Annotated in this window: 22 protein-coding genes; 4 read left to right on the top strand and 18 right to left on the bottom strand. The window is 72.9% G+C overall.

The window, feature by feature from the left end; all coding sequences use genetic code 11:
• Positions 1 to 285 precede the first annotated feature (285 nt).
• Positions 286 to 1,053, top strand: a complete 768-nt coding sequence (locus ACZ56L_RS31505; RefSeq protein WP_468688905.1) for a GntR family transcriptional regulator — start codon at positions 286 to 288, stop codon at positions 1,051 to 1,053.
• A gap of 434 nt (positions 1,054 to 1,487) precedes the next feature.
• Here the strand turns inward: ACZ56L_RS31505 and ACZ56L_RS31500 are convergent, their stop codons facing one another.
• The 13 genes from ACZ56L_RS31500 to bioB all read right to left on the bottom strand — a co-directional run bounded on the left by ACZ56L_RS31500 (position 1,488) and on the right by bioB (position 14,366).
• Positions 1,488 to 2,654: an ROK family protein gene (locus tag ACZ56L_RS31500; RefSeq protein ID WP_345225275.1), complete on the bottom strand. Its 1,167-nt coding sequence runs from the start codon at positions 2,652 to 2,654 to the stop codon at positions 1,488 to 1,490.
• A gap of 105 nt (positions 2,655 to 2,759) precedes the next feature.
• The gene (gene mug / locus ACZ56L_RS31495) at positions 2,760 to 3,308 is read right to left on the bottom strand and encodes a G/U mismatch-specific DNA glycosylase (protein WP_345225283.1); all 549 of its coding nucleotides are present in this window, start codon (positions 3,306 to 3,308) and stop codon (positions 2,760 to 2,762) included.
• 7 nt (positions 3,309 to 3,315) lie between these two features.
• A complete protein-coding gene (gene purB, locus ACZ56L_RS31490) occupies positions 3,316 to 4,758 on the bottom strand; it encodes an adenylosuccinate lyase (RefSeq protein ID WP_345225286.1) in 1,443 nt (480 codons plus the stop codon).
• Between the two features lie 139 nt (positions 4,759 to 4,897).
• Positions 4,898 to 5,701, bottom strand: a complete 804-nt coding sequence (locus ACZ56L_RS31485; RefSeq protein ID WP_468688908.1) for an SGNH/GDSL hydrolase family protein — start codon at positions 5,699 to 5,701, stop codon at positions 4,898 to 4,900.
• Positions 5,702 to 5,807: 106 nt separating this feature from the next.
• Positions 5,808 to 6,827: a hemolysin family protein gene (locus ACZ56L_RS31480; protein ID WP_345225290.1), complete on the bottom strand. Its 1,020-nt coding sequence runs from the start codon at positions 6,825 to 6,827 to the stop codon at positions 5,808 to 5,810.
• Positions 6,824 to 8,170 (bottom strand): hemolysin family protein, encoded by a 1,347-nt coding sequence (locus tag ACZ56L_RS31475; protein ID WP_345225293.1) that lies wholly within the window; start codon positions 8,168 to 8,170, stop codon positions 6,824 to 6,826. The genes ACZ56L_RS31480 and ACZ56L_RS31475 overlap by 4 nt, the downstream gene beginning before the upstream one ends.
• A 207-nt stretch (positions 8,171 to 8,377) precedes the next feature.
• A complete protein-coding gene (locus tag ACZ56L_RS31470; RefSeq protein WP_345225297.1) occupies positions 8,378 to 8,812 on the bottom strand; it encodes a GNAT family N-acetyltransferase in 435 nt (144 codons plus the stop codon).
• A 56-nt stretch (positions 8,813 to 8,868) separates the two neighbouring features.
• The gene (locus ACZ56L_RS31465) at positions 8,869 to 9,750 is read right to left on the bottom strand and encodes a TIGR03621 family F420-dependent LLM class oxidoreductase (RefSeq protein ID WP_471067911.1); all 882 of its coding nucleotides are present in this window, start codon (positions 9,748 to 9,750) and stop codon (positions 8,869 to 8,871) included.
• A 57-nt stretch (positions 9,751 to 9,807) separates the two neighbouring features.
• On the bottom strand, positions 9,808 to 10,548 hold the full coding sequence (locus tag ACZ56L_RS31460) for a class I SAM-dependent methyltransferase (RefSeq protein WP_345225304.1): 741 nt from the start codon (positions 10,546 to 10,548) through the stop codon (positions 9,808 to 9,810).
• Between the two features lie 95 nt (positions 10,549 to 10,643).
• The gene (locus ACZ56L_RS31455; RefSeq protein ID WP_345225307.1) at positions 10,644 to 10,991 is read right to left on the bottom strand and encodes a VOC family protein; all 348 of its coding nucleotides are present in this window, start codon (positions 10,989 to 10,991) and stop codon (positions 10,644 to 10,646) included.
• Between the two features lie 9 nt (positions 10,992 to 11,000).
• Complete coding sequence (gene bioD, locus ACZ56L_RS31450; RefSeq protein ID WP_471067908.1) at positions 11,001 to 11,738, bottom strand: dethiobiotin synthase; 738 nt, start codon at positions 11,736 to 11,738, stop codon at positions 11,001 to 11,003.
• Between the two features lie 164 nt (positions 11,739 to 11,902).
• The gene (locus ACZ56L_RS31445) at positions 11,903 to 13,198 is read right to left on the bottom strand and encodes an adenosylmethionine--8-amino-7-oxononanoate transaminase (RefSeq protein WP_471067905.1); all 1,296 of its coding nucleotides are present in this window, start codon (positions 13,196 to 13,198) and stop codon (positions 11,903 to 11,905) included.
• A complete protein-coding gene (gene bioB / locus ACZ56L_RS31440) occupies positions 13,191 to 14,366 on the bottom strand; it encodes a biotin synthase BioB (protein WP_471067902.1) in 1,176 nt (391 codons plus the stop codon). Before bioB ends, ACZ56L_RS31445 begins: the two co-directional genes overlap by 8 nt.
• A 204-nt stretch (positions 14,367 to 14,570) precedes the next feature.
• Between bioB and ACZ56L_RS31435 the strand changes: the two genes are divergently transcribed.
• Positions 14,571 to 15,728, top strand: coding sequence for an 8-amino-7-oxononanoate synthase (locus tag ACZ56L_RS31435; RefSeq protein WP_471067899.1), 1,158 nt, complete (start codon positions 14,571 to 14,573; stop codon positions 15,726 to 15,728).
• Positions 15,729 to 15,745: 17 nt separating this feature from the next.
• On the opposite strand, the gene ACZ56L_RS31430 is transcribed toward ACZ56L_RS31435, so the two are convergent.
• Both ACZ56L_RS31430 and ACZ56L_RS31425 read right to left on the bottom strand, forming a co-directional pair.
• Positions 15,746 to 15,970, bottom strand: a complete 225-nt coding sequence (locus ACZ56L_RS31430; protein ID WP_345225318.1) for a DUF397 domain-containing protein — start codon at positions 15,968 to 15,970, stop codon at positions 15,746 to 15,748.
• 39 nt (positions 15,971 to 16,009) lie between these two features.
• Positions 16,010 to 16,867 (bottom strand): helix-turn-helix domain-containing protein, encoded by an 858-nt coding sequence (locus ACZ56L_RS31425; protein ID WP_471067896.1) that lies wholly within the window; start codon positions 16,865 to 16,867, stop codon positions 16,010 to 16,012.
• Between the two features lie 236 nt (positions 16,868 to 17,103).
• Here ACZ56L_RS31425 and ACZ56L_RS31420 point away from each other — a divergent pair, with 236 nt between their 5' ends.
• Positions 17,104 to 17,535, top strand: coding sequence for an ATP-binding protein (locus ACZ56L_RS31420; protein WP_401763583.1), 432 nt, complete (start codon positions 17,104 to 17,106; stop codon positions 17,533 to 17,535).
• A gap of 127 nt (positions 17,536 to 17,662) precedes the next feature.
• On the opposite strand, the gene ACZ56L_RS31415 is transcribed toward ACZ56L_RS31420, so the two are convergent.
• From ACZ56L_RS31415 to ACZ56L_RS31405, 3 genes are all read right to left on the bottom strand, one after another.
• Positions 17,663 to 18,109: a C40 family peptidase gene (locus ACZ56L_RS31415; RefSeq protein ID WP_345226692.1), complete on the bottom strand. Its 447-nt coding sequence runs from the start codon at positions 18,107 to 18,109 to the stop codon at positions 17,663 to 17,665.
• A gap of 593 nt (positions 18,110 to 18,702) precedes the next feature.
• Positions 18,703 to 19,011: a hypothetical protein gene (locus ACZ56L_RS31410; protein WP_345225324.1), complete on the bottom strand. Its 309-nt coding sequence runs from the start codon at positions 19,009 to 19,011 to the stop codon at positions 18,703 to 18,705.
• Between the two features lie 7 nt (positions 19,012 to 19,018).
• Entirely contained in the window at positions 19,019 to 19,651 is a 633-nt protein-coding gene (locus ACZ56L_RS31405; RefSeq protein ID WP_471068041.1) for an ATP-dependent Clp protease proteolytic subunit, read from the bottom strand.
• A 114-nt stretch (positions 19,652 to 19,765) separates the two neighbouring features.
• Between ACZ56L_RS31405 and ACZ56L_RS31400 the strand changes: the two genes are divergently transcribed.
• Positions 19,766 to 20,047, top strand: coding sequence for a type II toxin-antitoxin system Phd/YefM family antitoxin (locus ACZ56L_RS31400; protein ID WP_345225331.1), 282 nt, complete (start codon positions 19,766 to 19,768; stop codon positions 20,045 to 20,047).
• Positions 20,048 to 20,271: the final 224 nt, after the last annotated feature.

Genomic DNA, 20,271 nt, shown 5'->3' with positions numbered 1-20,271 from the left:
TCGCGCCGACCGCCGCCCCTGCCGCCGTCGCTGTCGCTGCCCCGTGTCCGGCCGCCGGGTGCGGGGCAGTTTGCGGCTTCATGAACGGTCCGTGGCCTACGCGCATTTCGCTCCCCGCCTTCCATAACCTCCGTAAAGGAAAGCGGATTGGTCTTGACCAAGTAGGGGGGCCGACCTATGGTCGCAGAGTTAGTGCAAGGACCTTTAATAAACAAGGGCGCGGAACGGCGTCTTGGTGGACGTCTCGGAATGCCGCGGGGGTCGCGGCGATTGCGGAGGATCAGGGTGGGGACCACGCAGCTCGAAACGGTGCCGGAGCCGAAGTACTGGCACCTCAAGACCGTGCTCAGCGAGGCACTCGACTCCGACTTCTCGGTCGGCGAGATCCTCCCCAACGAACGGGAGCTCGCGGCCCGCTTCGGCGTCGCCCGGGCCACGCTCCGCCAGGCCCTCGAACAGCTTGAGCTGGAGGGCCGTCTGCAGCGCCGTCGGGGCGTGGGCACCACGGTCGCGCCGCCCCGCATGGGTGTCGACGTGTCGACCTCGCAGCACACCTGGCCGGGGACGGCCGACGACGCCTGGGTGGCCGTCGACTCCGCGCTCGGCGCGGCGCCCGCCGCGGTCAGCCGCATGCTCGGGACCCCCGTGGGGGACGAGCTGCACGTGGTGCGGCGGACGCGGATGACGCACGGGCAGCCGGTCGCGGCCGAACTGCTCTACGTGCCCGGCGCCTCCGTGCCCGAGCTGCCCGCCATCGAGGCCCCGTCGGGGCAGGTCCGGGCCCGTTCGGTGCTGCGCGAGCTCCAGCGGCTCGGTCTTGAGGGACAGGACCGGGCGGTCGAGCTGGGGTCCGCGCGGGCGGACGACGCCAAGCAGTTGGACCGGTTGCCGGGGGCTCCGGTGCTGGTGGTCACGACCCGGTACTTCGCGGCGGGGCGCACGGCGGCGGTGTCCGTGGCCACTTACCGGGCCGACACGTGCCGGTTGACCTTCGGTGACTCGGGTGACCTGGAAATAAGCCACCACGACACCCCGACCGCCCACGCCTCCTGACCTACCGGCCGGGCCCGGAGCACCTCCCTGATCCGCTCAGATGCCGGGCCCGCCCCGCTCCCTTGGGCGACGGGGCGCCTTCCCCTCCCCCCTTCCCCAGCCCCCTTGGGCGACGGGGCCGCCCCAAGGGGGGCGGGACGGGCGGGCAAGGGGGCGGCCCCTCCCGCTCCCGGCCCACCCGGGTGCCGCCCCTGCCTCAGCGCCTGTACCGGGCACGCTCCTCCGCCAGGGCCGTGAGTTCAGCCCCGGCACCGGACGCGTCAGCCCCGTTCTGCTCACGCAGGAGAGGCCCCGGGCCCGCCCCTTTCCCTAAAGCGCTCGCCGCGCGGCCAGTGCACGGTTCCGTGCAGGAGCGTCGTGGCTGGTCGCGCAGTTCCCCGCGCCCCTGACGGGGCACGGAGTAGCGGTCCGGCGTGGGATGGGTGCGCACGCGCTCAGCGGCGGGCCGTCACCGTCGTCTCCACCGCGAAGAGCTGCTCCTCCACATGGTCCAGCGCCAGCCGCAACGCCCCCGTCGCCACCGACGCCTCGCCGAGCAGCGAGAGGGCCACCCGGGGCGGGCGCAGGCAAAACCGTTCCAGCTCCGAGCGCAGCGGGTCCAGGACGCCGTCCAGGCCGGCCGCCCACCCCCCGACCACCACCAGCTCCGGGTCCAGCGCCAGCACCAGCGCCGCCACGTCGTGCACCAGCCGCTGCAGGAACCGGTCCATGGCCGCCCGCGCCTGCGCGTCCCCGCGCTTGGCCTGCGCGAAGACCGCCGCCACCGCGTGCTCGTCCAGCGGGTGCAGGGGCTTGTCCGTCGTCGAGAGCAGGCTCTCGGGCCTGGCCTCCCGGCCCAGCAGGTGCAGGGCCCCGATCTCGCCCGCCGCCCCGCCGTACCCCCGGTGCAGCCGTCCGCCGATCAGCGAACCGGCCCCGGGGCTCAGCCCGGCCAGCACGAAGACCAGGTCGTCGGTGTCCTGTCCGACGCCCTTCCAGTGCTCGGCCACCGCCGCCGCGTTCGCGTCGTTCTCCACCAGCACCGGGCAGCGGAAGGACCGCCGCAGCCGTTCGCCCAGCGGCAGTCCGGTCCAGCCGGGAAGCGCCGTGCCGAGCCGTACCGTGCCGTCCGCCTCGACGATTCCGGGGCTGCCCACGCCGACCGCCCGCAGCGAGCTGCGCGCCACCCCGGCCCGGCGCAGCACGTCGGCCACCACGGTCCGCACCCGCTCCAGCCGGTCGTCCGCGCTCGCCGACTCGTCCACCTCGCGCGATCCCGCGCCGACGATCCGCCCGTCCAGCCCGGAGATCAGCACCGACACCCGGTGCGGGCCGATCTCGATGCCCAGCAGGTGCCCCGCCTCGGCCCGGAAGCGGAACCGCCGCGCGGGCCGCCCCTGCCGCTTGGCCCCGCCCTCCTCCGCCTCGGCCTCGACGGCGAGCCCGGTCTCGATGAGGCCCTCGACGACGCCCTCGACGGTCGGCCGGGAGAGCCCGGTGACCCGGGTCAGGTCGGTCAGGGTGGGGGAGGCGGCCGCGTCCGCGCCGCGCAGCGCGTGCAGCACCACCGCGGAGTTGATCCGCCGCAACAGAGAGGGGTCCCCGCCGGTCAGCCGCCCCAACGTGTCCTCCCGCCTCGTACGTTTGTCTGGCTGCTGGATCGTATCCGCAGGCCACGCGCGGGGCGAGCCGCACCGTGCAAAGCGGAACCGGATCGTTGCCGGGCGCTAGCCGCCCGTGACGTCCTCGGCCGCCGCGCGCAGGCGCCCGTACTCCTCGGCCATCGTCTCCAGGCTCCAGTGCGCGTTGAGTCCGCTGGGGTTGGGCAGCACCCACACCCGCGCCCCGCCGATGGTCCGCTCCTGCGGGCCGATGCGCGCCTTCTTGTCGTCGAACGCCGTGCGGTACGCGGTCACGCCGACCACCGCCAGCCACGTCGGCCCCAGCCGTTCCACCTTCTCGGTGAGCAGCCGCCCGCCCTCGACGAACTCCTCCGCGCTCACCTCGTCCGCCCGGGCGCTGGCCCGCGCCACGACGTTGGTGATGCCGAGACCGTACGAGAGCAACTCCTCCTGCTCGGACGGCTTCAACTGGCGCGGGGTGAAGCCCGACCGGTGCAGCACCGGCCAGAAGCGGTTGCCGGGGCGGGCGAAGTGGTGGCCGGTGGCCGCCGACATCAGCCCGGGGTTGATGCCGCAGAACAGCACGCGCAGGCCGCCCGCGACCACGTCGGGAATGACGCGGTCACTGGCGGCCCGCAGCTCCTCGGGAGTCACCGGGACCTCACAGGATCGAGCCGGGGGTGTACGCCGCGGCCTCGGGGTGCTGCTTGACGATCTCGTCGATGCGCGCGACCAGCACGCCGACCTGCTGGCCGGCGGCCCCCGTGAAGGACAGCTTGTCCGCCATCAGCTCGTCCAGCTGCGCGCGGTCCAGCGGCATCCGGTCGTCGGCGGCGAGCTTGTCCAGCAGCTCGTTGCGCTCGGCGCCCTGCTCGCGCATGGCCAGTGCGGCGGCCACCGCGTGCTCCTTGATGACCTCGTGCGCGGCCTCCCGGCCGACGCCCGCCCGTACCGCGGCCATCAGGACCTTCGTCGTGGCCAGGAAGGGGAGGTAGCGGTCCAGCTCGCGCGCGACGACGGCCGGGAACGCGCCGAACTCGTCCAGGACGGTCAGGAAGGTCTCCAGCAGGCCGTCGAAGGCGAAGAACGCGTCGGGAAGCGCGACCCGGCGGACCACGGAACAGGACACGTCGCCCTCGTTCCACTGGTCGCCCGCCAGCTCGCCGGTCATCGACGCGTAACCGCGCAGGACGACCATGAGGCCGTTGACGCGCTCGCAGGAGCGGGTGTTCATCTTGTGCGGCATCGCCGACGAGCCGACCTGGCCGGGCTTGAAGCCCTCGGTGACCAGCTCGTGGCCCGCCATCAGACGGATCGTCCTGGCGACGGAGGAGGGCGCGCCGGCGAGCTGCACCAGCGCGGTCACCACCTCGTAGTCCAGCGAGCGCGGGTAGACCTGGCCGACCGAGGTGAAGGCGTGCGCGAAGCCGAGGTGGCCGGCGATGCGCTGCTCCAGCTCCGCCAGCTTCTGCGTGTCACCGCCCAGCAGGTCGAGCATGTCCTGCGCGGTGCCGACCGGGCCCTTGATGCCGCGCAGCGGATAGCGGCCGAGCAGCTCCTCCAGGCGGCCGTACGCGACGAGCAGTTCGTCGGCGGCGGTCGCGAAGCGCTTGCCGAGGGTGGTGGCCTGGGCGGCGACGTTGTGCGAGCGACCGGCCATGACCAGCTCGGCGTACTCCGCCGACAGCTTGCCCAGCCGCGCGAGCACGGCGACCGTGCGGTCCCGCATCAGCTCCAGGGAGAGCCGGATCTGGAGCTGCTCGACGTTCTCGGTGAGGTCGCGCGAGGTCATGCCCTTGTGGACCTGCTCGTGCCCGGCGAGCGCGTTGAACTCCTCGATCCGGGCCTTCACGTCGTGGCGCGTGACCTTCTCGCGCTCCGCGATGGAGGCCAGGTCGACCTGGTCGAGCACGCGCTCGTAGTCGGCGAGCGCCTGGTCCGGAACCTCGATCCCGAGGTCCTTCTGCGCACGCAGCACGGCCAGCCACAGCCGGCGCTCCAGCTCGACCTTCTGCTCGGGGGACCACAGGACGGCGAGCTCCGCGGAGGCGTAGCGGCCGGCCAGGACGTTGGGGATGCGAGGCTTCGCACTTGCAGCAGTCACGTGAACAGATTCTACTGGCGGTTCGTGCAGGCCAGGGCCGCGGGGCGGTTCGTGCGTTGCTACGAGAGCAGGGGCGTGCGCCGCGGGTCCGTGCCGGGAGCGGGGGCGTGCCTGCCGGGCGCGGGCGGCGCGACCCGGCTCAGCGGACCGGCCCCTCCTCCGTCACCTCGCGCATGCTCTCGTACGGCAGCAGCTCGGGGCGCTTCGCCGGGCGGCCGTCCCCCGACGAGCGGCCCGTGAGCCTGCGTCCGATCCACGGCACCAGGTGCTCGCGCGCGAACTGCGCGTCGCTCACCCGGCGCGCGAGCCACTTCGGCGGGACGGCGGCGGGCAGCGGGCACAGCCAGTCGTCCTCCGCCGTCAGGCCGAGCGCCTGCCAGACCGCCTCGGCGACCCGGCGGTGCCCCTCGGCGGTGAGGTGGAGGCGGTCCACGTCCCACATCCGCTGGTCGCCGAGTACGGCCGCCCCGTACAGGTCGACGACGATCGCGTCGTGCTTCGCGGCGAGCTCCTCGACGACCGCGAACAGCTCCTCCACCCGGGGGCGGAACCGTTCGAAGACCGGGCCCCGGCGGCCCGGGCTGCGCATCAGCACGAGCTGCCGGCACGAAGGGGCCAGGGTCTCGACGGCCTCGGTCAGCTTCGCGCGGACGTGGCCCATGTCGACCTTGGGGCGCAGGGTGTCGTTCAGGCCGCCCACCAGCGTCACCACGTCCGCCTTCATCGCTGCGGCGAGCGGCGCCTGCTCGTCGGCGATCTGGCCGATCAGCTTGCCGCGCACGGCCAGGTTCGCGTACCGGAAGCCGGGCGTGCGCGCGGCCATCCGGGCGGCCAGCAGGTCGGCCCAGCCGCGGTAGGAACCGTCGGGCAGGAGGTCGGACATTCCCTCGGTGAAGGAGTCGCCGACCGCGACAAGACTGGTGTAGGTGGCATTCATTTCCATGGCGGAGCGATCGTACCCAATCACCTGCGCACACGTGCGGTCGGGAAACGACAACTGCCGGGCGCCCTCCGACCGAGGGGCCCGGCAGTTCTCGCTCAGCCGCGGATCACGCCTGCTGCGGCGGACCCACCAGCTCCCGCAGCACGTCCTCCATGGTGACGAGGCCGGCCGGACGGCCGTCCTCGTCGGCCACGGCGGCCAGGTGCGTACGGCTGCGGCGCATGGCCGTCAGCACGTCGTCCAGCGGCGTCTCGGCCCGTACCCGGGCGATCGGCCGCATCGCGGAGACCGGGAACGGCAGGTCCCGCGGCATCGCGTCCAAGGCGTCCTTGACGTGCAGGTAGCCCAGGATGCGCCGGGTCGAGTCGAGCACCGGGAAGCGCGAGAACCCGGACTCGGCCGCGAGGCGCTCCAGCTCCTCCGGCGTCGTCCCGACCGCCGCGTACACCACGCGCTCGACCGGCATCACCACGTCCCGCACCGGGCGCCGGCCCAGCTCCAGGGCGTCCCGCAGCCGTTCGGCGGCCCGGTCGTCCAGCAGCCCGGCGTCCTCGGTGTCCTTCACCAGCCGTGCCAGCTCGTCGTCCGAGAACGTCGCCGACACCTCGTCCTTCGCCTCCACCCGCAGCAGCTTCAGCAGCAGGTTGGCGAAGGAGTTGATCGCGAAGATCACCGGGCGCAGCGCCCGTGCCAGCGCCACCAGCGGCGGGCCCAGCAGCAGCGCGGTCTTCGTCGGCTCGGCCAGCGCGATGTTCTTCGGCACCATCTCGCCGAGCAGCATGTGCAGGTACGTCGCCAGCGCCAGCGCGATCACGAACGAGATCGGGTGCGTCAGCGCGTCCGGCACGCCCACCGCGTGGAACATCGGCTCCAGCAGGTGCGCGATGGCGGGCTCGGCGACGATGCCGAGCACCAGGGTGCACAGCGTGATGCCGAGCTGCGCGGCGGCCAGCAGCGCGGAGACGTGCTCCAGGCCCCAGATGACGCTGCGCGCCCTGCGGTTCCCGGCCTCGGCCTCCGGCTCGATCTGCGAACGCCGTACCGAGATCAGCGCGAATTCCGCGCCGACGAAGAAGGCGTTGACGACCAGCGTGAGCAGGCCGATGAGGAGCTGTATCGCGATCATCGCCGGGTCCCCGCCGTCTCGTCCTGCGCGGCCGCGGCGGCGAGCGGCGCGTGCATCAGCACCCGCGCCGCCCGGCGTCCGCCCGCGTCCACCACGTCCAACTGCCAGCCGGAGAGCTCCACGCGGTCGCCCACCTCGGGGATGCGGCCCAGCTCATTGGCGATCAGCCCGGCCAGGGTCTCGTACGGGCCGTCGGGCACGCGCATCCCGATCCGTTCCAACTGGTCGCAGCGGGCGGCGCCGTCGGCCGACCACAGGGCGTGGCCCTCGGTGTCCTCGCCCGCACGGGCCAGGTCGGGGGTCTCGTGCGGGTCGTGCTCGTCGCGCACCTCGCCGACGACCTCCTCGACGATGTCCTCCAGCGTGACCACCCCGGCCGTGCCGCCGTACTCGTCGATGACCACGGCCATCGTGCGCTTGCCGGACAGCCGGTCCAGCAGCTTGTCCACGGTCAGCGTCTCCGGTACGAGCAGCGGCTCGCGGACCAGTTCGGTGACCGGGTGGCGGGGCCTGCGGTCGGCGGGGACGGCCAGGACGTCCTTGATGTGGACCAGGCCCACGACGGAGTCCAGGCTGCCCCGGTAGACCGGGAAGCGGGACAGGCCGGTCGCCCGGGTCGCGTTCGCGACGTCCTCGGCGGTGGCCTGCACGTCGAGCGCGGTGACCTGCACGCGCGGGGTCATCACGTTCTCCGCGGTCAGTTCCGCCAGGTTGAGCGTACGGACGAACAGCTCGGCGGTGTCGGCCTCCAGCGCGCCCTCCTTCGCGGAGTGGCGGGCCAGCGCGACCAGCTCCTGAGGGCTGCGCGCGGACGCCAGCTCCTCGGCGGGCTCCATGCCGAAGCGGCGCAGGATGCGGTTGGCGGTGTTGTTGAGATGGCTGATCAGCGGCTTGAACGCGGCCGTGAACCAGCGCTGCGGCGTCGCCACGACCTTCGCGACGGCCAGCGGCGAGGAGATCGCCCAGTTCTTGGGGACCAGCTCGCCGACGACCATCAGGACGACCGTGGACAGCGCCGTGCCGATCACGAGGGCCACCGAGGACGCCACGGCCGGGGACAGCCCGACCGCCTCGACCGGGCCCTTGAGCAGTGCGGAGATCGACGGCTCGGCGAGCATGCCGACGAGGAGGTTGGTGACGGTGATGCCGAGCTGGGCGCCGGAGAGCTGGAAGGTCAGGCCGCGCACGGCCTTCAGGGCGCTCTCCGCGCCCCGCTCGCCCCGCTCGACGGCCCGCTCCAGCTCGCCGCGCTCCACCGTCGTCAGCGAGAACTCCGCCGCGACGAAGGCGCCGCAGATCAGCGAGAGCAGTACCGCCACGAGGAGCAGAAGCACTTCAATCATCGGTTCACCTCCGTCCCATGATCGTTCAGGGTGGGGAGGATCGCGCGATGTCGGCTACTGGGAGGCTCGCCCATGGGCGGACGCTCACACCTTTCGAGGAGTGCGATGAGGCGGGGCACGGCGGACGCCTGCCCCGTCGATTCATCGGAGTGAGCCACCCATGGTAAACGACCGGCAAAATTACCGGGCGGGCGTGGGGCGGCGGGCTCAACGGGTGAGCGGCTTGACCCAACGCGTCCACTGGGGCTCGGGCGCGTACCCCGCCGACCGCCAGGCGGGGTGGGCGCCCTCGTTCGCGTCCAGCACCATCGCGTCCCCGCGCCGCCCGCCGAGCGCCGCGAACCGCTCCTCCGCGGCCGCCAGGAGAGCCCGGGAGACGCCCTGCCGCCGGTGGTCCGGGTGGACGGCCAGCCGGTACAGCGAGCACCGCCAGCCGTCGAACCCGGCGATCACGGTGCCGATCAGTCCGCCGTCGCGCTCCGCGAGGATCAGGGCCCCGGGATCGCGGGACACCAGGCGCTCGACGCCTTCCCGGTCGTCGCTGATGCTGGTGCCCTCGGCGGCGGTCTTCCAGAAGGCGAGGACGGCGTCGAGGTCGGCGGGGGCCGCGTGGCGCAGGCGGGTGCTCTCAAGATCGTTCATATGGGCATCCCACCACCGGGCCGCGCCCGGGGACGAGCGGGTTTCTCACGATGCGGTCAGGTGCCGCGCAGTTCCTCGACGACCGGGGCGAAGGCCTCCATGTACGGCTCCAGGACGCTGAAGTAGGAGAACCCGTACCGTTCCCGGGTGGCCCGGAACTGGGCCGCGATCTCCTCGACCGTGCCGACCGCGAGAACGGGCAGCCCCAGCACCTCCTCCTCCGTCAGGTACGGTGCGAAGGCGCAGTACTCCCGGAGCGCGGCCCTGCGGTCGTCGGTGATCACGACCAGTTGGATCAGCAGGTTCAGCTCCGCCTCCGTCGTCCGCCCGGCCGCGAACTCCCGGTAGCGGGCGACCCGCTCGTCCAGTCCTTCGGCGCTGAGCACCCGCAGCTCTCCCGGCGTGACCTGGAGGCCGCCCGCGAACGCCACCACGTCCGCCCGCTCGGCCGCCAGCTTCAGTACCCGGTCGCCGCCGCCGGCGATCAGCAGCGGCGGGCGGGGCCGCTGCGACGGCTTCGGCACGTGCTTCTCGTCCCGCAGGAACCGGTCCAACTCCTCGACCGTGCGCGCCAGGTGATCGACCCGGCCGCCGGGGGAGCGGTAGGGGATACCGGCCGTCTCGTGCTCCTCCCTGACGTATCCCGCACCGATGCCCACCTCGAGACGTCCGCCGATCAGGCTGTCCACGGTCGCGACCTCACGGGCCAGCAGCGCGGGGTTCCAGAACGCCGCGTTGAGCACGAAGGTGCCGATCCGGGGCCGCTCGGTGGCGGCCGCCGCGGCGACCATCGCCGGGAACGGGGCGGGCATGCCGAGGTGGTCGGCCACCTGGATCACGTCGTACCCGATGTCCTCGGCCCGGCGGCACCGGGCGGCCCACTCGGCGCCGTCGGACAGCGTGACCATGTTGACCGAGAAGCGGAACAGCTTGACCACGAAGTCTCCTCCGGTGCTGGGCGGATGACGAGGGTTCAGCAAACGGCGGACTCGAACCTAGCCGCCGTCCGGGCGCCTCGCCACCCCCAGCACGCAGGCCGACGACGGCAGCCGGGGTCCCTTGCCGGGGATGTCCAGCCGCCGGTGCGCGCCCAGCTCCAGCCCCGCCGCGCGGATCGCGGCGAGGGGGTCCCGGGAGGTGTGGCAGTTGCCGAACAGCAGGGGCCACACGGTCCTGTCCAGGCCGCGCTGGAGGAGCGCCATGGCGCGCCGTTCGTCCCGCCCGTGCTCGAAGAAGCGCAGCTCACCGCCGGGACGCAGGACCCGCTTCGCCTCCGCGAGGGCCCGCTCCACGTTCCGTACGCTGCACAGCACCAGGGAGAGCACCACCGCGTCGTACGCCTCGCTCTTGACCGGCAGCGCCTCCGCCGCACCGGGCACCACGTCCACCGGAACGTCCGCCCGCCGCGCCTCCTCCAGGGCCAACCGCCGCAGGGAGCGCTCCGGTTCGACGGCGACGACCTCGGCGACCGCGGGCGGGTAGTGCGCGAAGTTCAGCCCGTTGCCCGCGCCGATCTCCAGTACCCGCCCGGACAGCCCGGCCAGCAGCTCCGCCCGGTGCGCCGCGATGCCGCCGCGCGCGTCGGCGCAGACGCTGAACCGGGCGTAGCACCGGGCGAACAGGGGGTGGTGGACGGCGTCGTGCGGGACCTTTCGGGCCCGGCCCGTGAGGCTCCCCGGGAGCCGGGTGCTCCGCCGGCTCCGGGTGTGCCGGGCGGGACGTCGGCGTTCGGCCATCGCGGACCTCCTTCGCGGAGTCCGGGGACTCCGGGACGCGGGCGGACACCTCCGATTGTCCTCCCGGGCGGGCCCGGTGGCAGCCCGTCAGCAGCTCACGAACCGCTCACGAAGCAGAACTCGTTGTCCTCGGGGTCCAGCAGGACCTGGAAGGACCCCACGTCCTGCGTCACGATGCCGCCGGACAGCTTCGCCCCGAGCCGCACCGCCTCGGCGCTGAACTTCTCGATGTCGTCGGCCAGCAGGTCGATGTGCAGCCGGTTCTTGGCCGTCTTGCCCTCCGGGACCCGCTGGAAGGCGAGGCGGGTGAAGTCGGGGACGTCGATGTACGACCAGTCCGGGCTGCGGTCGTGGGGCTCGCCGCCGACCAGGTTCGCCCAGAAGCGGACGAGGGCGGCGGGGTCGGCGCAGTCGAAGACGATTTCGTCGATACGTGCTCGCATGGCCCCAGCCTACGCACGGCCCGCGGCGGGCTGCCCGGCATTCCGGGCGAGCCGCCCGGCGTCCCACGTGCCGCCCAGTTCCGGCGCCAGCCACCCCGTCGCCGCGGCCGCGAACCGCTCGGGTGCGAGACCGCCCGCGCCCTGCGGGACGGCGCCGAGCAGCGGCGCGCCCGCCATCTCGGCCAGCTCCTCGACGTTGCAGCGTTCGGCGAGGCCGGGTGTGTGCGGCCAGGCGCCGATGACGACCCCGCGCGGAGTCAGCCCCCGGGCCCGCAGGGCCTCCCCGGTCAGTCGGACCAGGTTGAGCGTGCCGAGGGCGGGGGCCGCGACGGTCAGCACGGGGGCGCCCAGCAGCCCGGCGACGTCGGCCAGGGTGCCGCCCTCGCCGTCCATGCGGACGAGGAGGCCGCCCGCTCCCTCCACGAGGACCAGGTCGTACGTGTCCGCCAGCTCGCGGGCGGCGTCCGCGGCCTCCTGCGGGGTGACGGGGCGCATGCCCGCCCGTCTGGCCGACGTCGCCGGCGCCAGGGGCTCCGGGAACCGGGCGAGCTCGAAGGCGTCGACGCCCTCACCCGCCAGGCGGGCGGCGACGTGCGCGTCACCGGGCTCGCCGGGGGCGAGGCCGGTCTGCGCGGGCTTGAGCACGGCGACCCGCTGTCCGGCGGCGCGGGCGAGGGCGGCGATCGCGCCGGTGACGACGGTCTTGCCGATGTCGGTGTTGGTCCCGGTGACGACGAGAGTGGGCATGGCTGCTCCTTGTTTCTGCTTTCTTCCGCGAGGTGAGTGGTTTCTTCCGCGAGGTGAGTGGCTCCCGCCGTCCTGACACGGGGAGATCGCGCGGCTCGTGGCGGGTCGCTCGCGCGGTTCCCCGCTGCCCCGCCGGACGCGCCCGCCCGGGGAGGCGTCCGCCCCTACCCCGCCCGGGCCGCCGCGCAGACCCCCCGCGTCACCCGCTCCAGGTCCTCGTCCCCCGTGACGTACGGCGGCATCACGTACACCAGGTCCCGGAACGGCCGCACCCACACGCCCTCGCGCACCGCGGCCTCCGTCGCGGCCGCCATCGACACCTTGTGGTCGAGCTGCACCACGCCGATGCCGCCCAGCACCCGTACCTCCCGCACCCCCGGCAGCTCGCCCGCCGGCGCGAGGCCCTCCCGCAGCCCCGCCTCCAGGCGCTTGACCTCCGCCTGCCAGTCCTGCGACAGCAGCACGTCGATCGACGCGCACGCCACCGCCGCGGCCAGCGGGTTCGCCATGAACGTCGGCCCGTGCGCCAGCACCGGCACCTCGCCCCGCGAGATGCCCTCGGCCACCCCCGCCGTGCACAGCGTCGCCGCCATGGTCAGATAACCGCCGGTCAGCGCCTTGCCCAGGCACATCACGTCCGGTGAGACCGACGCCTGTCCGGCCGCGAAAAGCGTGCCCGTGCGGCCGAAGCCCGTCGCGATCTCGTCGAAGACGAGCAGGACGTCGTGCGCGTCGCACGCCTCGCGCAGCACCCGCAGGTACTCCGGCGCGTGGAAGCGCATCCCGCCGGCCCCCTGCACCACCGGCTCCACGATCACCGCCGCCAGCTCGTCCGCGTGCCGGGCGATCGTGTCGCGCAGCAACTGCGCGTACGTCTCCTCGTACGCGACGGGAGGTTCCGGCACGAAGAGCTGACGCGTCAGCAGGCCCTGCCACAGCTCGTGCATCCCGCCCTCGGGGTCGCACACCGACATCGGCTGCCAGGTGTCCCCGTGGTAGCCGCCCCGCCAGGTCAGCAGGCGCTGCTTGGCCGGGCGGCCCACCGAACGCCAGTGCTGGAGGCACATCTTGACCGCGACCTCGACCGACACCGAACCGGAGTCGCAGAGGAAGACATGGCGCAGGGGCTCCGGGGTGATCTCGACGAGCTTCGCGGCCAGCCGCACGCCCGGCTCATGGGTGAGGCCGCCGAACATCACGTGGCTCATCCGGTCGAGCTGCTCGCGGGCCGCCTCGTTGAGGACGGGGTGGTTGTAGCCGTGGATCGCCGACCACCAGGACGACATCCCGTCGATCAGCTCGGTCCGGCCGAACGCCGGCCGGGCCAGGCGCAGGCGCACGCCCGACGCCGACTCCACGAGGAGGGGCTCGGTGCGGCCGGGCATCGGACCGTACGGGTGCCAGACGTGCTCCCGGTCCAGGCGGAGGAGGTCGGCGGGGGAGAGGGGCAGGTCAGGCATTGGGGGCGAGGTCCGTTCCCGCGCCACGGCGGCGTACCGCGACCAGGTCCGTACGGGCCTCCTCGCGCGCGGCGGGCACGGCGGGCTCCTCGGACGCCGTCGTACCGCACACCGAACCGCACCCCTCCTCCGCGGTGGCGGCAGTGGAACCACAGCCGCCGCCCGCGCGGTGCCCCGGCAGCGTCGTCGTGTCCGTGCCCTCCACCTCGAAGCCCGCGTCCGCGATCATGTCCAGGTCCGCCTGGCCCGCCTGGCCCTCACTGGTCAGGTAGTCGCCCAGGAAGATCGAGTTGACCAGGTGCAGGGCGAGCGGCTGCATGGTGCGCAGGTGCACCTCGCGCCCGCCCGCGAGCCGTACCTCCACGTCCGGGCAGACGAAGCGGACCATCGCCAGGACGCGCAGCGCGCGCTGCGGCGTCAGGTTCCACTCCTTGGCCAGCGGGGTGCCCTCGAAGGGGATGAGGAAGTTCACCGGCACCGAGTCCGGGTCCAGTGCGCGCAGGGCGAAGACCACGTCGACGAGGTCGGCGTCCGACTCGCCCATGCCCGCGATCAGCCCCGAGCAGGCGGACAGGCCCGCCGCCTGCGCCTGCTGGACCGTCTCCACCCGGTCCGCGTAGGTGTGCGTCGTGGTGATGTCGCCGTACGTCGACTCGGAGGTGTTGAGATTGTGGTTGTACGCGTCCGCGCCCGCCGCGCGCAGGCGCTCGGCCTGGCCGTCGGAGAGCAGGCCGAGGCAGGCGCACACCTCGACGCCCTCGTTCTGCTCCTTGATCGTCTCGATGGTCTTCGAGACGCGGTCCACGTCCTTGTCGGTCGGGCCGCGCCCGCTCGCCACCAGACAGACCCGCTTCGCGCCGCCCGCCACGCCCGCCGCCGCCGCCTTCGACGCCTCGTCGGCCTTCAGCCAGGTGTACTTGAGGATCTCCGCCTTGGAACCGAGCCGCTGCGAGCAGTACGAGCAGTCCTCCGGGCACAGCCCCGACTTCAGGTTGACGAGGTAGTTGAGCTTCACCCGACGCCCGAACCACTGGCGGCGCACCTTGCCGGCGGCGGCCACCACGTCGAGCAGTTCGTCGTCCGTCGTCGCCAGTACGGCGAGCGCTTCTTCGCGGGTCGGCAGCTCGCGCCGCAGCCCCTTCTCCACCAGTGTGTTCAGCAGGTCCATGCGCATGATCCTGAACCATGGCCCCGCTCCGGGCCAAGGAGGATTCGTACAACGGTGCCTGTTCGGGGTGTGGGTATTGCCACACCCTGACAGCGGATCGGGGCGGCTAGTGTCTGTGGGCTGCCTACAAAAGCGGTCCGCGCCCGTGTGCGCGCCCGCCGCCACGGGGCGCATCCCGTCCCCGGCTCCACGGAGGGTCCACTCATGCTTGAGCGCGTCACCGCCCCGACCCCCTTCGGACGGCTCGCGGCGGAGGCCGCGCGCCGGGAGCGCGCCGGGCTCGTCCGGACGCTGCGGCCGCGCGCCGCCGACAGCCCCCTGCTGGACCTCGCGAGCAACGACTACCTCGGGCTGACCCGGCACCCGGAGGTCACCGCCGCCGCGGCCGACGCCGTCCACCGGTGGGGCGCGGGGGCCACCGGGTCGCGGCTCGTCACCGGGAGCACCGAGCTGCACGCCGAACTGGAGCGCGAACTCGCCGAGTTCACCGGGTTCGAGGCCGCGCTCGTCCTGTCCTCCGGGTACGCGGCCAACCTCGCGGCGCTCACCGCGCTGACCGCGCCCGGCTCCCTGATCGTCTCGGACGCGGGCAACCACGCCTCCATCGTGGACGGTTGCCGTCTCTCGCGGGCCGAGACCGCCGTCGCCGCGCACACCGACCCCGCCGCCGTGCGCAAGTGCCTCGACGGGCACACCGGGGAGGCCGTCGTGGTCACCGACTCCGTGTTCTCGGTGGACGGGGACGCCGCCCCGTTGGCCGAGACGGCCGCTGTGGTGAGGGAGTTCGGGGCCGGTCTCGTCGTCGACGACGCACACGGGCTCGGCGTGCTCGGCACCGGCGGGCGCGGCGCGCCGAACGCGGCAGGACTCGCCGGGGCTCCGGACGTCGTCGCCACCGTCACGCTCTCGAAGTCGCTCGGCAGCCAGGGCGGAGCGGTGCTCGGGCCGGCGCACGTCATCGACCACCTGGTCAACGCCGCCCGCACCTTCATCTTCGACACCGGGCTCGCCCCGGCCGCCGCCGGCGGGGCGCTCGCCGCGCTGCGGCTGCTGCGCCGGGAGCCCGGCCGGGCCGCGCGGGCGCGCGAGGTCGCGTCCTCGCTGCACCGCCGGCTGACCGGCGCCGGTCTCGTCGCGGCCGTGCCGGACGCGGCCGTGGTCTCGGTGCGGGCGCCGTCCGCCGGGGCGGCGCTGCGGTGGGCGGCGGACTGCCGCGCGGCGGGACTCGGGGTGGGGTGCTTCCGGCCGCCGTCCGTGCCCGACGGGATCTCCCGGCTGCGGCTGACCGCGCGGGCCGATCTGGACGACACGCAGATCGCGGGTGCGGTGGACACCGTCGTCCGTACCGCACCCGCGAGTTGAGGGGCGTCAGTCGCAGGTCAGAGCGCCTCTTCGCGCACCGCGCCGAGGAAGCGCTCCCATGCGTGCGGGGTGAAGAGGAGGGCGGGCAGCAGCACGCGCTTGGAGTCCCGGACGGCCCGCAGGCCGTCGGGGGCAGCAGCGGTTTCCACGCAGTTGTTCATGCCGGTGCTGCGACTGCTGCGACGCCACGCTGCGTCGGGCAGAAGCGAGCTGGAAGGTACGACTCCGAAGTGTGGGGACATGGCGTCTCCCTGCGCGTCGTCACCGGTTACGGGGATGTGTCAGGCGCCGCTTTCGATGTCGTCGATCAGGTGCAGCGACTCCTGCGGGGACAGGGCCTGTTCCTGGATCCTGCGGAATGCCGCGGAGTATTCCGCGAGGTCTTCTTTCCGCTCCAGGGAGAGGCTACTCGCCAAGTGGTCGATAACAACCACATCCAGATCTGAAATGGCCGGAAAGGAGAAGATGACGAAAGCACCGGCGAGGCCCGTGTGCGCGCCCGCCGCGAAGGGGAGCACCTGTAACCGGACGTGCGGCAATTCCATTGCCGCCCGCACATGCCGCAGTTGTTCCTTCATGACGGGCCCGCCGCCCACCCGCCGGCGCAGCACCGCCTCGTCCAGCACCGCGCTCAGCGCCAACGGGTCCCGTGAGCGCAGTACTTCCTGCCGGGCCAGCCGCACTTCGACCAGGGTGTCGATCTTCCCCGCCGGCAGTCCCGGCAGCATCGCCCGCGTCACCTCACGCGCGTAGTCCGGCGTCTGGAGGAGTCCCGGCATCACCGAGGTCTCCAGCGTGCGGGCCCGGGACGCCTGCGACTCCAGGGAGATGAAGTCCCGGTACTGGCTGGGCAGCAGCCCCCGGTAGGCGTGCCACCACTGGGTCCCCGACTCGCCGGACGTCTGCGCCAACGCCTCCAGGAGCAGCCTGAGTTGCGGGTCCTGGAGGTCGTACACCTCCAGCAGCCTGGCCACGTCCTCGGTCTTGACCCCACTGCGGCCGGTCTCGATCCGGCTCACCTTCGACTGGTGCCAGCCGACGAGGCGCGCGGCCTCCGGGCTGGTGAGCCCCGCCCTGTCGCGCAGCTTGCGCAATTCCTCCCCAAGTTTGCGGCGGCGTACCGCGGGACCGTGGCGCATTGCGGCTCCTTCCGGTGGTGCATCCCATCCCCGCCGGAAGTCAGTCTGAGGTCACATACGGTCTTGCGTCGTAGAGTTCACTACTTTGAGTGGCAGATATATGTATGCCTGGGAGGAACACCGCCCGCGCGCACACCATGAGTGACACTCTGGCGCGGAACAGGTCCGGGGCCGGCCCCGCACCATTCCGCGTACGACACAGAGTCCGGCCCCGGTGGGAAAGGGACAGCGTCGCCATGGCAGATCACCAGGAAGTATCCGTCACCCTGCCGAGCGATCCCGCTTCGGTGTCCACGGCCCGGAAACACGTCGCGGAAGTCCTCGCCGCATGGGGCCTGCCGGCGGATTCCGAGACCGCCGACACGGTCCGGCTGATCGTCTCCGAACTGGCCACCAACGCCGTGCAGCACACCTTCGGCCAGTCGCCGACCTTCACCGTGGACGTCCAGCTCGACCGGGACGAGCGGCTGCGCGTCGGCGTCACCGACAGTCATCCGCGCTGGCCCCAGCGGCTGCCCGCCGCCGTCCAGCAGGACAACGGCCGGGGCATGGTCATCATCCGCTCGCTCGTCGCCGAGTGCGGCGGCCGACTCTCGGTCACGCCGACCGCCGAGGGCGGCAAGACGGTGTGGATCGCGGTGCCGTGGACCGTGTCCGTGCAGCGGTGACGGCTTCCGCGCGCAGCGAAGGACGCGAAGGGCCGGGAAGGGCGACGGCGCGCCGGGGAGCGTGTCCCCGGCGCGCCGGACGGTGGCCGGACCCCGGGCTCGGGCCCGCCGTCCCGTCACCCGGCCGTCACTTCACCCGGCCGTACCAGACGCTCTTGGTCCAGATCCGCTCCAGCCGCACCACCGTGCCGCGCCGCGGCGAGTGCCACATCTTGTTCGACCCGGCGTAGATGCCGACGTGGTAGACGCTGCGCCCGCGGTGGAAGAACACCAGGTCGCCGCGCTGGCGTTGGGAGGCGGAGATGTGCCGGGTCTTGTTGTACTGCGACTGCGCCGTGCGCGGCAGGGTCTTCCCGGCCCGCTTGAACGAGTACAGCGTCAGCCCCGAGCAGTCGAACCTCGACGGGCCGGCGGCACCGTACTTGTAGGGGGCGCCGCGCTTGGAGGCGGCGATGTTGAGCGCCTTCGTCGCGAGCGTGGCCGCCTCGGCCTCCGCGGAGGCTCCGGGGACCAGCAGCCCGCCGCCCACCACGGCGAAGGTGAGGGCGGACGCGGTGGAGGCCCTGGCCAGCAGCGACGGGCCGCTCTGCGCGGGCCGGGGGCCGTTCTTCGCGTGCCGGCCGCCGCCGCGCGCCGGACGCTCCGCGGGCGGACCGCTGTGTGCCCGGTGACGTCCCGTGGGGCCGTTGTTCGCCGGGCGGCCCCTCCCCGGTCCGTCCTTCGCCGGACGGTGCGTTCCCGGGCCGTTCCTCGCCGGGTCGTCGTTCTCCGTAATGCGGCAGTTGACGTGCGCAGTCATGCGCAACCCTTCGTCGACCAGACGTCCCGGCCGGCGCCCGAAGTTCGTGCGACGCCCGCCAGGACCGCCCCGCCACGACGGCGGGGGCTTGTCGTCCCACGGATCTTGACCCGGTCGACGGCCGGTTTCCGAGCGGGAGCAGGGGTTTGTGAGGCTCCTCACCCCTCGGCCGTTCGGGTGGACAAGTGGCGCACCGATCTTGCGCGTCGACCCCCGGGGAGCCCCGCACCAGCACCGGAACAGCTCATTCCGTGCAGGCGCCCGCCGTACGGCGCAACTCGATCAGTACGGACGCCGTAGACCCGGGTGGGCCGAACGGGGGAGGCGTACTGGTCCTCGTACGACACCCCGCACACCGACGGCAGTGATCAACTGGCGTGTTCCGGCGGCACCGTGAGGCGTCCGGCCCGCCGCTCGCCGTCCAGGACGCGCAGCGCCCGCCCCAAGGTCACCGGATGCAGTCCGCTCTCCCCCCTGTCGTGCATGAGGGTGAGCGCCTCGCGCAGTGCGGCGGCCCGCCCGACGAGGGCCTGCGCGGCGCGCACCGCGCCGTAAGTGTCCGTGGAGCGGGCCGGGTTGATCCGGCCGAGCAGATCGACGACCTCCAGGTAGGCGTCCACCACCGCGCACTCGGCACGGGTCAGCGCGGGCAGCGGGGGCAGTTCGGGCGGCAGCACGCCCCGCTCACCGCCCGGTGGGGGTCATCGCCGCCCGGCGGCTCGCGACGATGCGGTCGACCAGGCCGTACTCCTGCGCGGCCGGCGCGTCCAGGACCTTCGTACGGTCGAAGTCCGCCTCGATCTGCTCGGTGGGCCTGCCCGTGTGCCGGGCCAGCATCCCGGCGGTCATCGCGCGCAGCCGCACCAGCTCCGCCGCGTGGATCTCCAGGTCCGAGGGCTGCCCCTGGGCGGGCTCGTCCAGGGCGGGCTGGCTGAGCGTGACACGCGCCCCGGGCAGGGCGCAGCGCTTGCCGGGGGTCCCGGCCGCCAGCAGCACGGCGGCGGCGTCCAGCGCCTGCCCCAGGCAGACGGTCTCCACGTCGCAGGCGACGAACTGGATCGTGTCGTAGATGGCGGACATGGCGGTGTACGAGCCGCCGGGGGAGTTGATGTAGAGCGAGATGTCCTGATCGGGGGCGTCGTGCTCCAGATACATGAACTGGGCGGCGATGTCGTTGGCCGCGGCGTCGTCGACCGGGGTGCCGAGGAAGACGATCCGCTCGCCGAGCATCTTCGAGTACGGGTCGAGGGTGCGGGTTCCGGTGCTGGTGCGCTCGGTGAAGGACGGCAGCACGTACCGGGCGGAGGGCCGGAGCAGGTGCGGCGGGGTCATCGCGGAACGGTTCATGGCGCGCTCTCTTTCGGCTGAAGTGCGGCGTGCGCCTGCCTCTGTAAAAAATGTACAGGACGTACGTTCAGTACGATGGGGAGCATGACCTACGAGATTCCGGTGACGCAAGCCCGGGCCGAGCTCGCCGACCTGATCAACCGCGTCGTCTACGGCGGCGAACGGGTGGTCGTGACGCGGCACGGGAAGCCACTCGTGGCCCTCGTCTCGGCCGCTGACCTGGAGCGATTGGAGAACGAGCCGGAGGCGGCGGCCGAGGAGCAGGTGATCAGCTCGGTCTCCGCGCTGGGCGGCTCGCTGTCCGCTCCGGGCGAACGCCACCGCTTCGGCATCGCGGCCGAGCACCGGGGCGAGGAACGGCGCTGAGGAACCGCGCCGACCGGGGGTCCGGTTGATCATGGGCTGGCAAAGCATCAGTTAACGCGTTGGAAAAACTCGGGCTCTAACGTGCAATTCCTGGCCCGGTGGCCGGGGTTGACGACTCAACGACCTGTTGAATTCGGATATGGTCCCGCTGCGCCGAGGCGGGTGCCCTTTACACCTTTCTGGTGCCCCCGCCGCGTACCTGCGCAGGGTGTTTGACAACCAGG

The organism is Streptomyces sp. NPDC039736, assembly GCF_055596485.1.
The sequence above is the reverse complement of the archived record's forward strand: the minus strand, read 5'-3'. Positions and strand labels throughout refer to the sequence as shown.

Bases quoted from the DNA above. Each gene is read 5' to 3' on its own strand.
- ACZ56L_RS31485 (WP_468688908.1), bottom strand. From the start codon at position 5,701: ATGGAAATGAATGCCACCTACACCAGTCTTGTCGCGGTCGGCGACTCC.
- ACZ56L_RS31480 (WP_345225290.1), bottom strand. From the start codon at position 6,827: ATGATCGCGATACAGCTCCTCATCGGCCTGCTCACGCTGGTCGTCAAC.
- ACZ56L_RS31475 (WP_345225293.1), bottom strand. From the start codon at position 8,170: ATGATTGAAGTGCTTCTGCTCCTCGTGGCGGTACTGCTCTCGCTGATC.
- ACZ56L_RS31470 (WP_345225297.1), bottom strand. From the start codon at position 8,812: ATGAACGATCTTGAGAGCACCCGCCTGCGCCACGCGGCCCCCGCCGAC.
- ACZ56L_RS31460 (WP_345225304.1), bottom strand. From the start codon at position 10,548: ATGGCCGAACGCCGACGTCCCGCCCGGCACACCCGGAGCCGGCGGAGC.
- ACZ56L_RS31455 (WP_345225307.1), bottom strand. From the start codon at position 10,991: ATGCGAGCACGTATCGACGAAATCGTCTTCGACTGCGCCGACCCCGCC.
- bioD (WP_471067908.1), bottom strand. From the start codon at position 11,738: ATGCCCACTCTCGTCGTCACCGGGACCAACACCGACATCGGCAAGACC.
- ACZ56L_RS31445 (WP_471067905.1), bottom strand. From the start codon at position 13,198: ATGCCTGACCTGCCCCTCTCCCCCGCCGACCTCCTCCGCCTGGACCGG.
- bioB (WP_471067902.1), bottom strand. From the start codon at position 14,366: ATGGACCTGCTGAACACACTGGTGGAGAAGGGGCTGCGGCGCGAGCTG.
- ACZ56L_RS31435 (WP_471067899.1), top strand. From the start codon at position 14,571: ATGCTTGAGCGCGTCACCGCCCCGACCCCCTTCGGACGGCTCGCGGCG.
- ACZ56L_RS31430 (WP_345225318.1), bottom strand. From the start codon at position 15,970: ATGTCCCCACACTTCGGAGTCGTACCTTCCAGCTCGCTTCTGCCCGAC.
- ACZ56L_RS31425 (WP_471067896.1), bottom strand. From the start codon at position 16,867: ATGCGCCACGGTCCCGCGGTACGCCGCCGCAAACTTGGGGAGGAATTG.
- ACZ56L_RS31420 (WP_401763583.1), top strand. From the start codon at position 17,104: ATGGCAGATCACCAGGAAGTATCCGTCACCCTGCCGAGCGATCCCGCT.
- ACZ56L_RS31400 (WP_345225331.1), top strand. From the start codon at position 19,766: ATGACCTACGAGATTCCGGTGACGCAAGCCCGGGCCGAGCTCGCCGAC.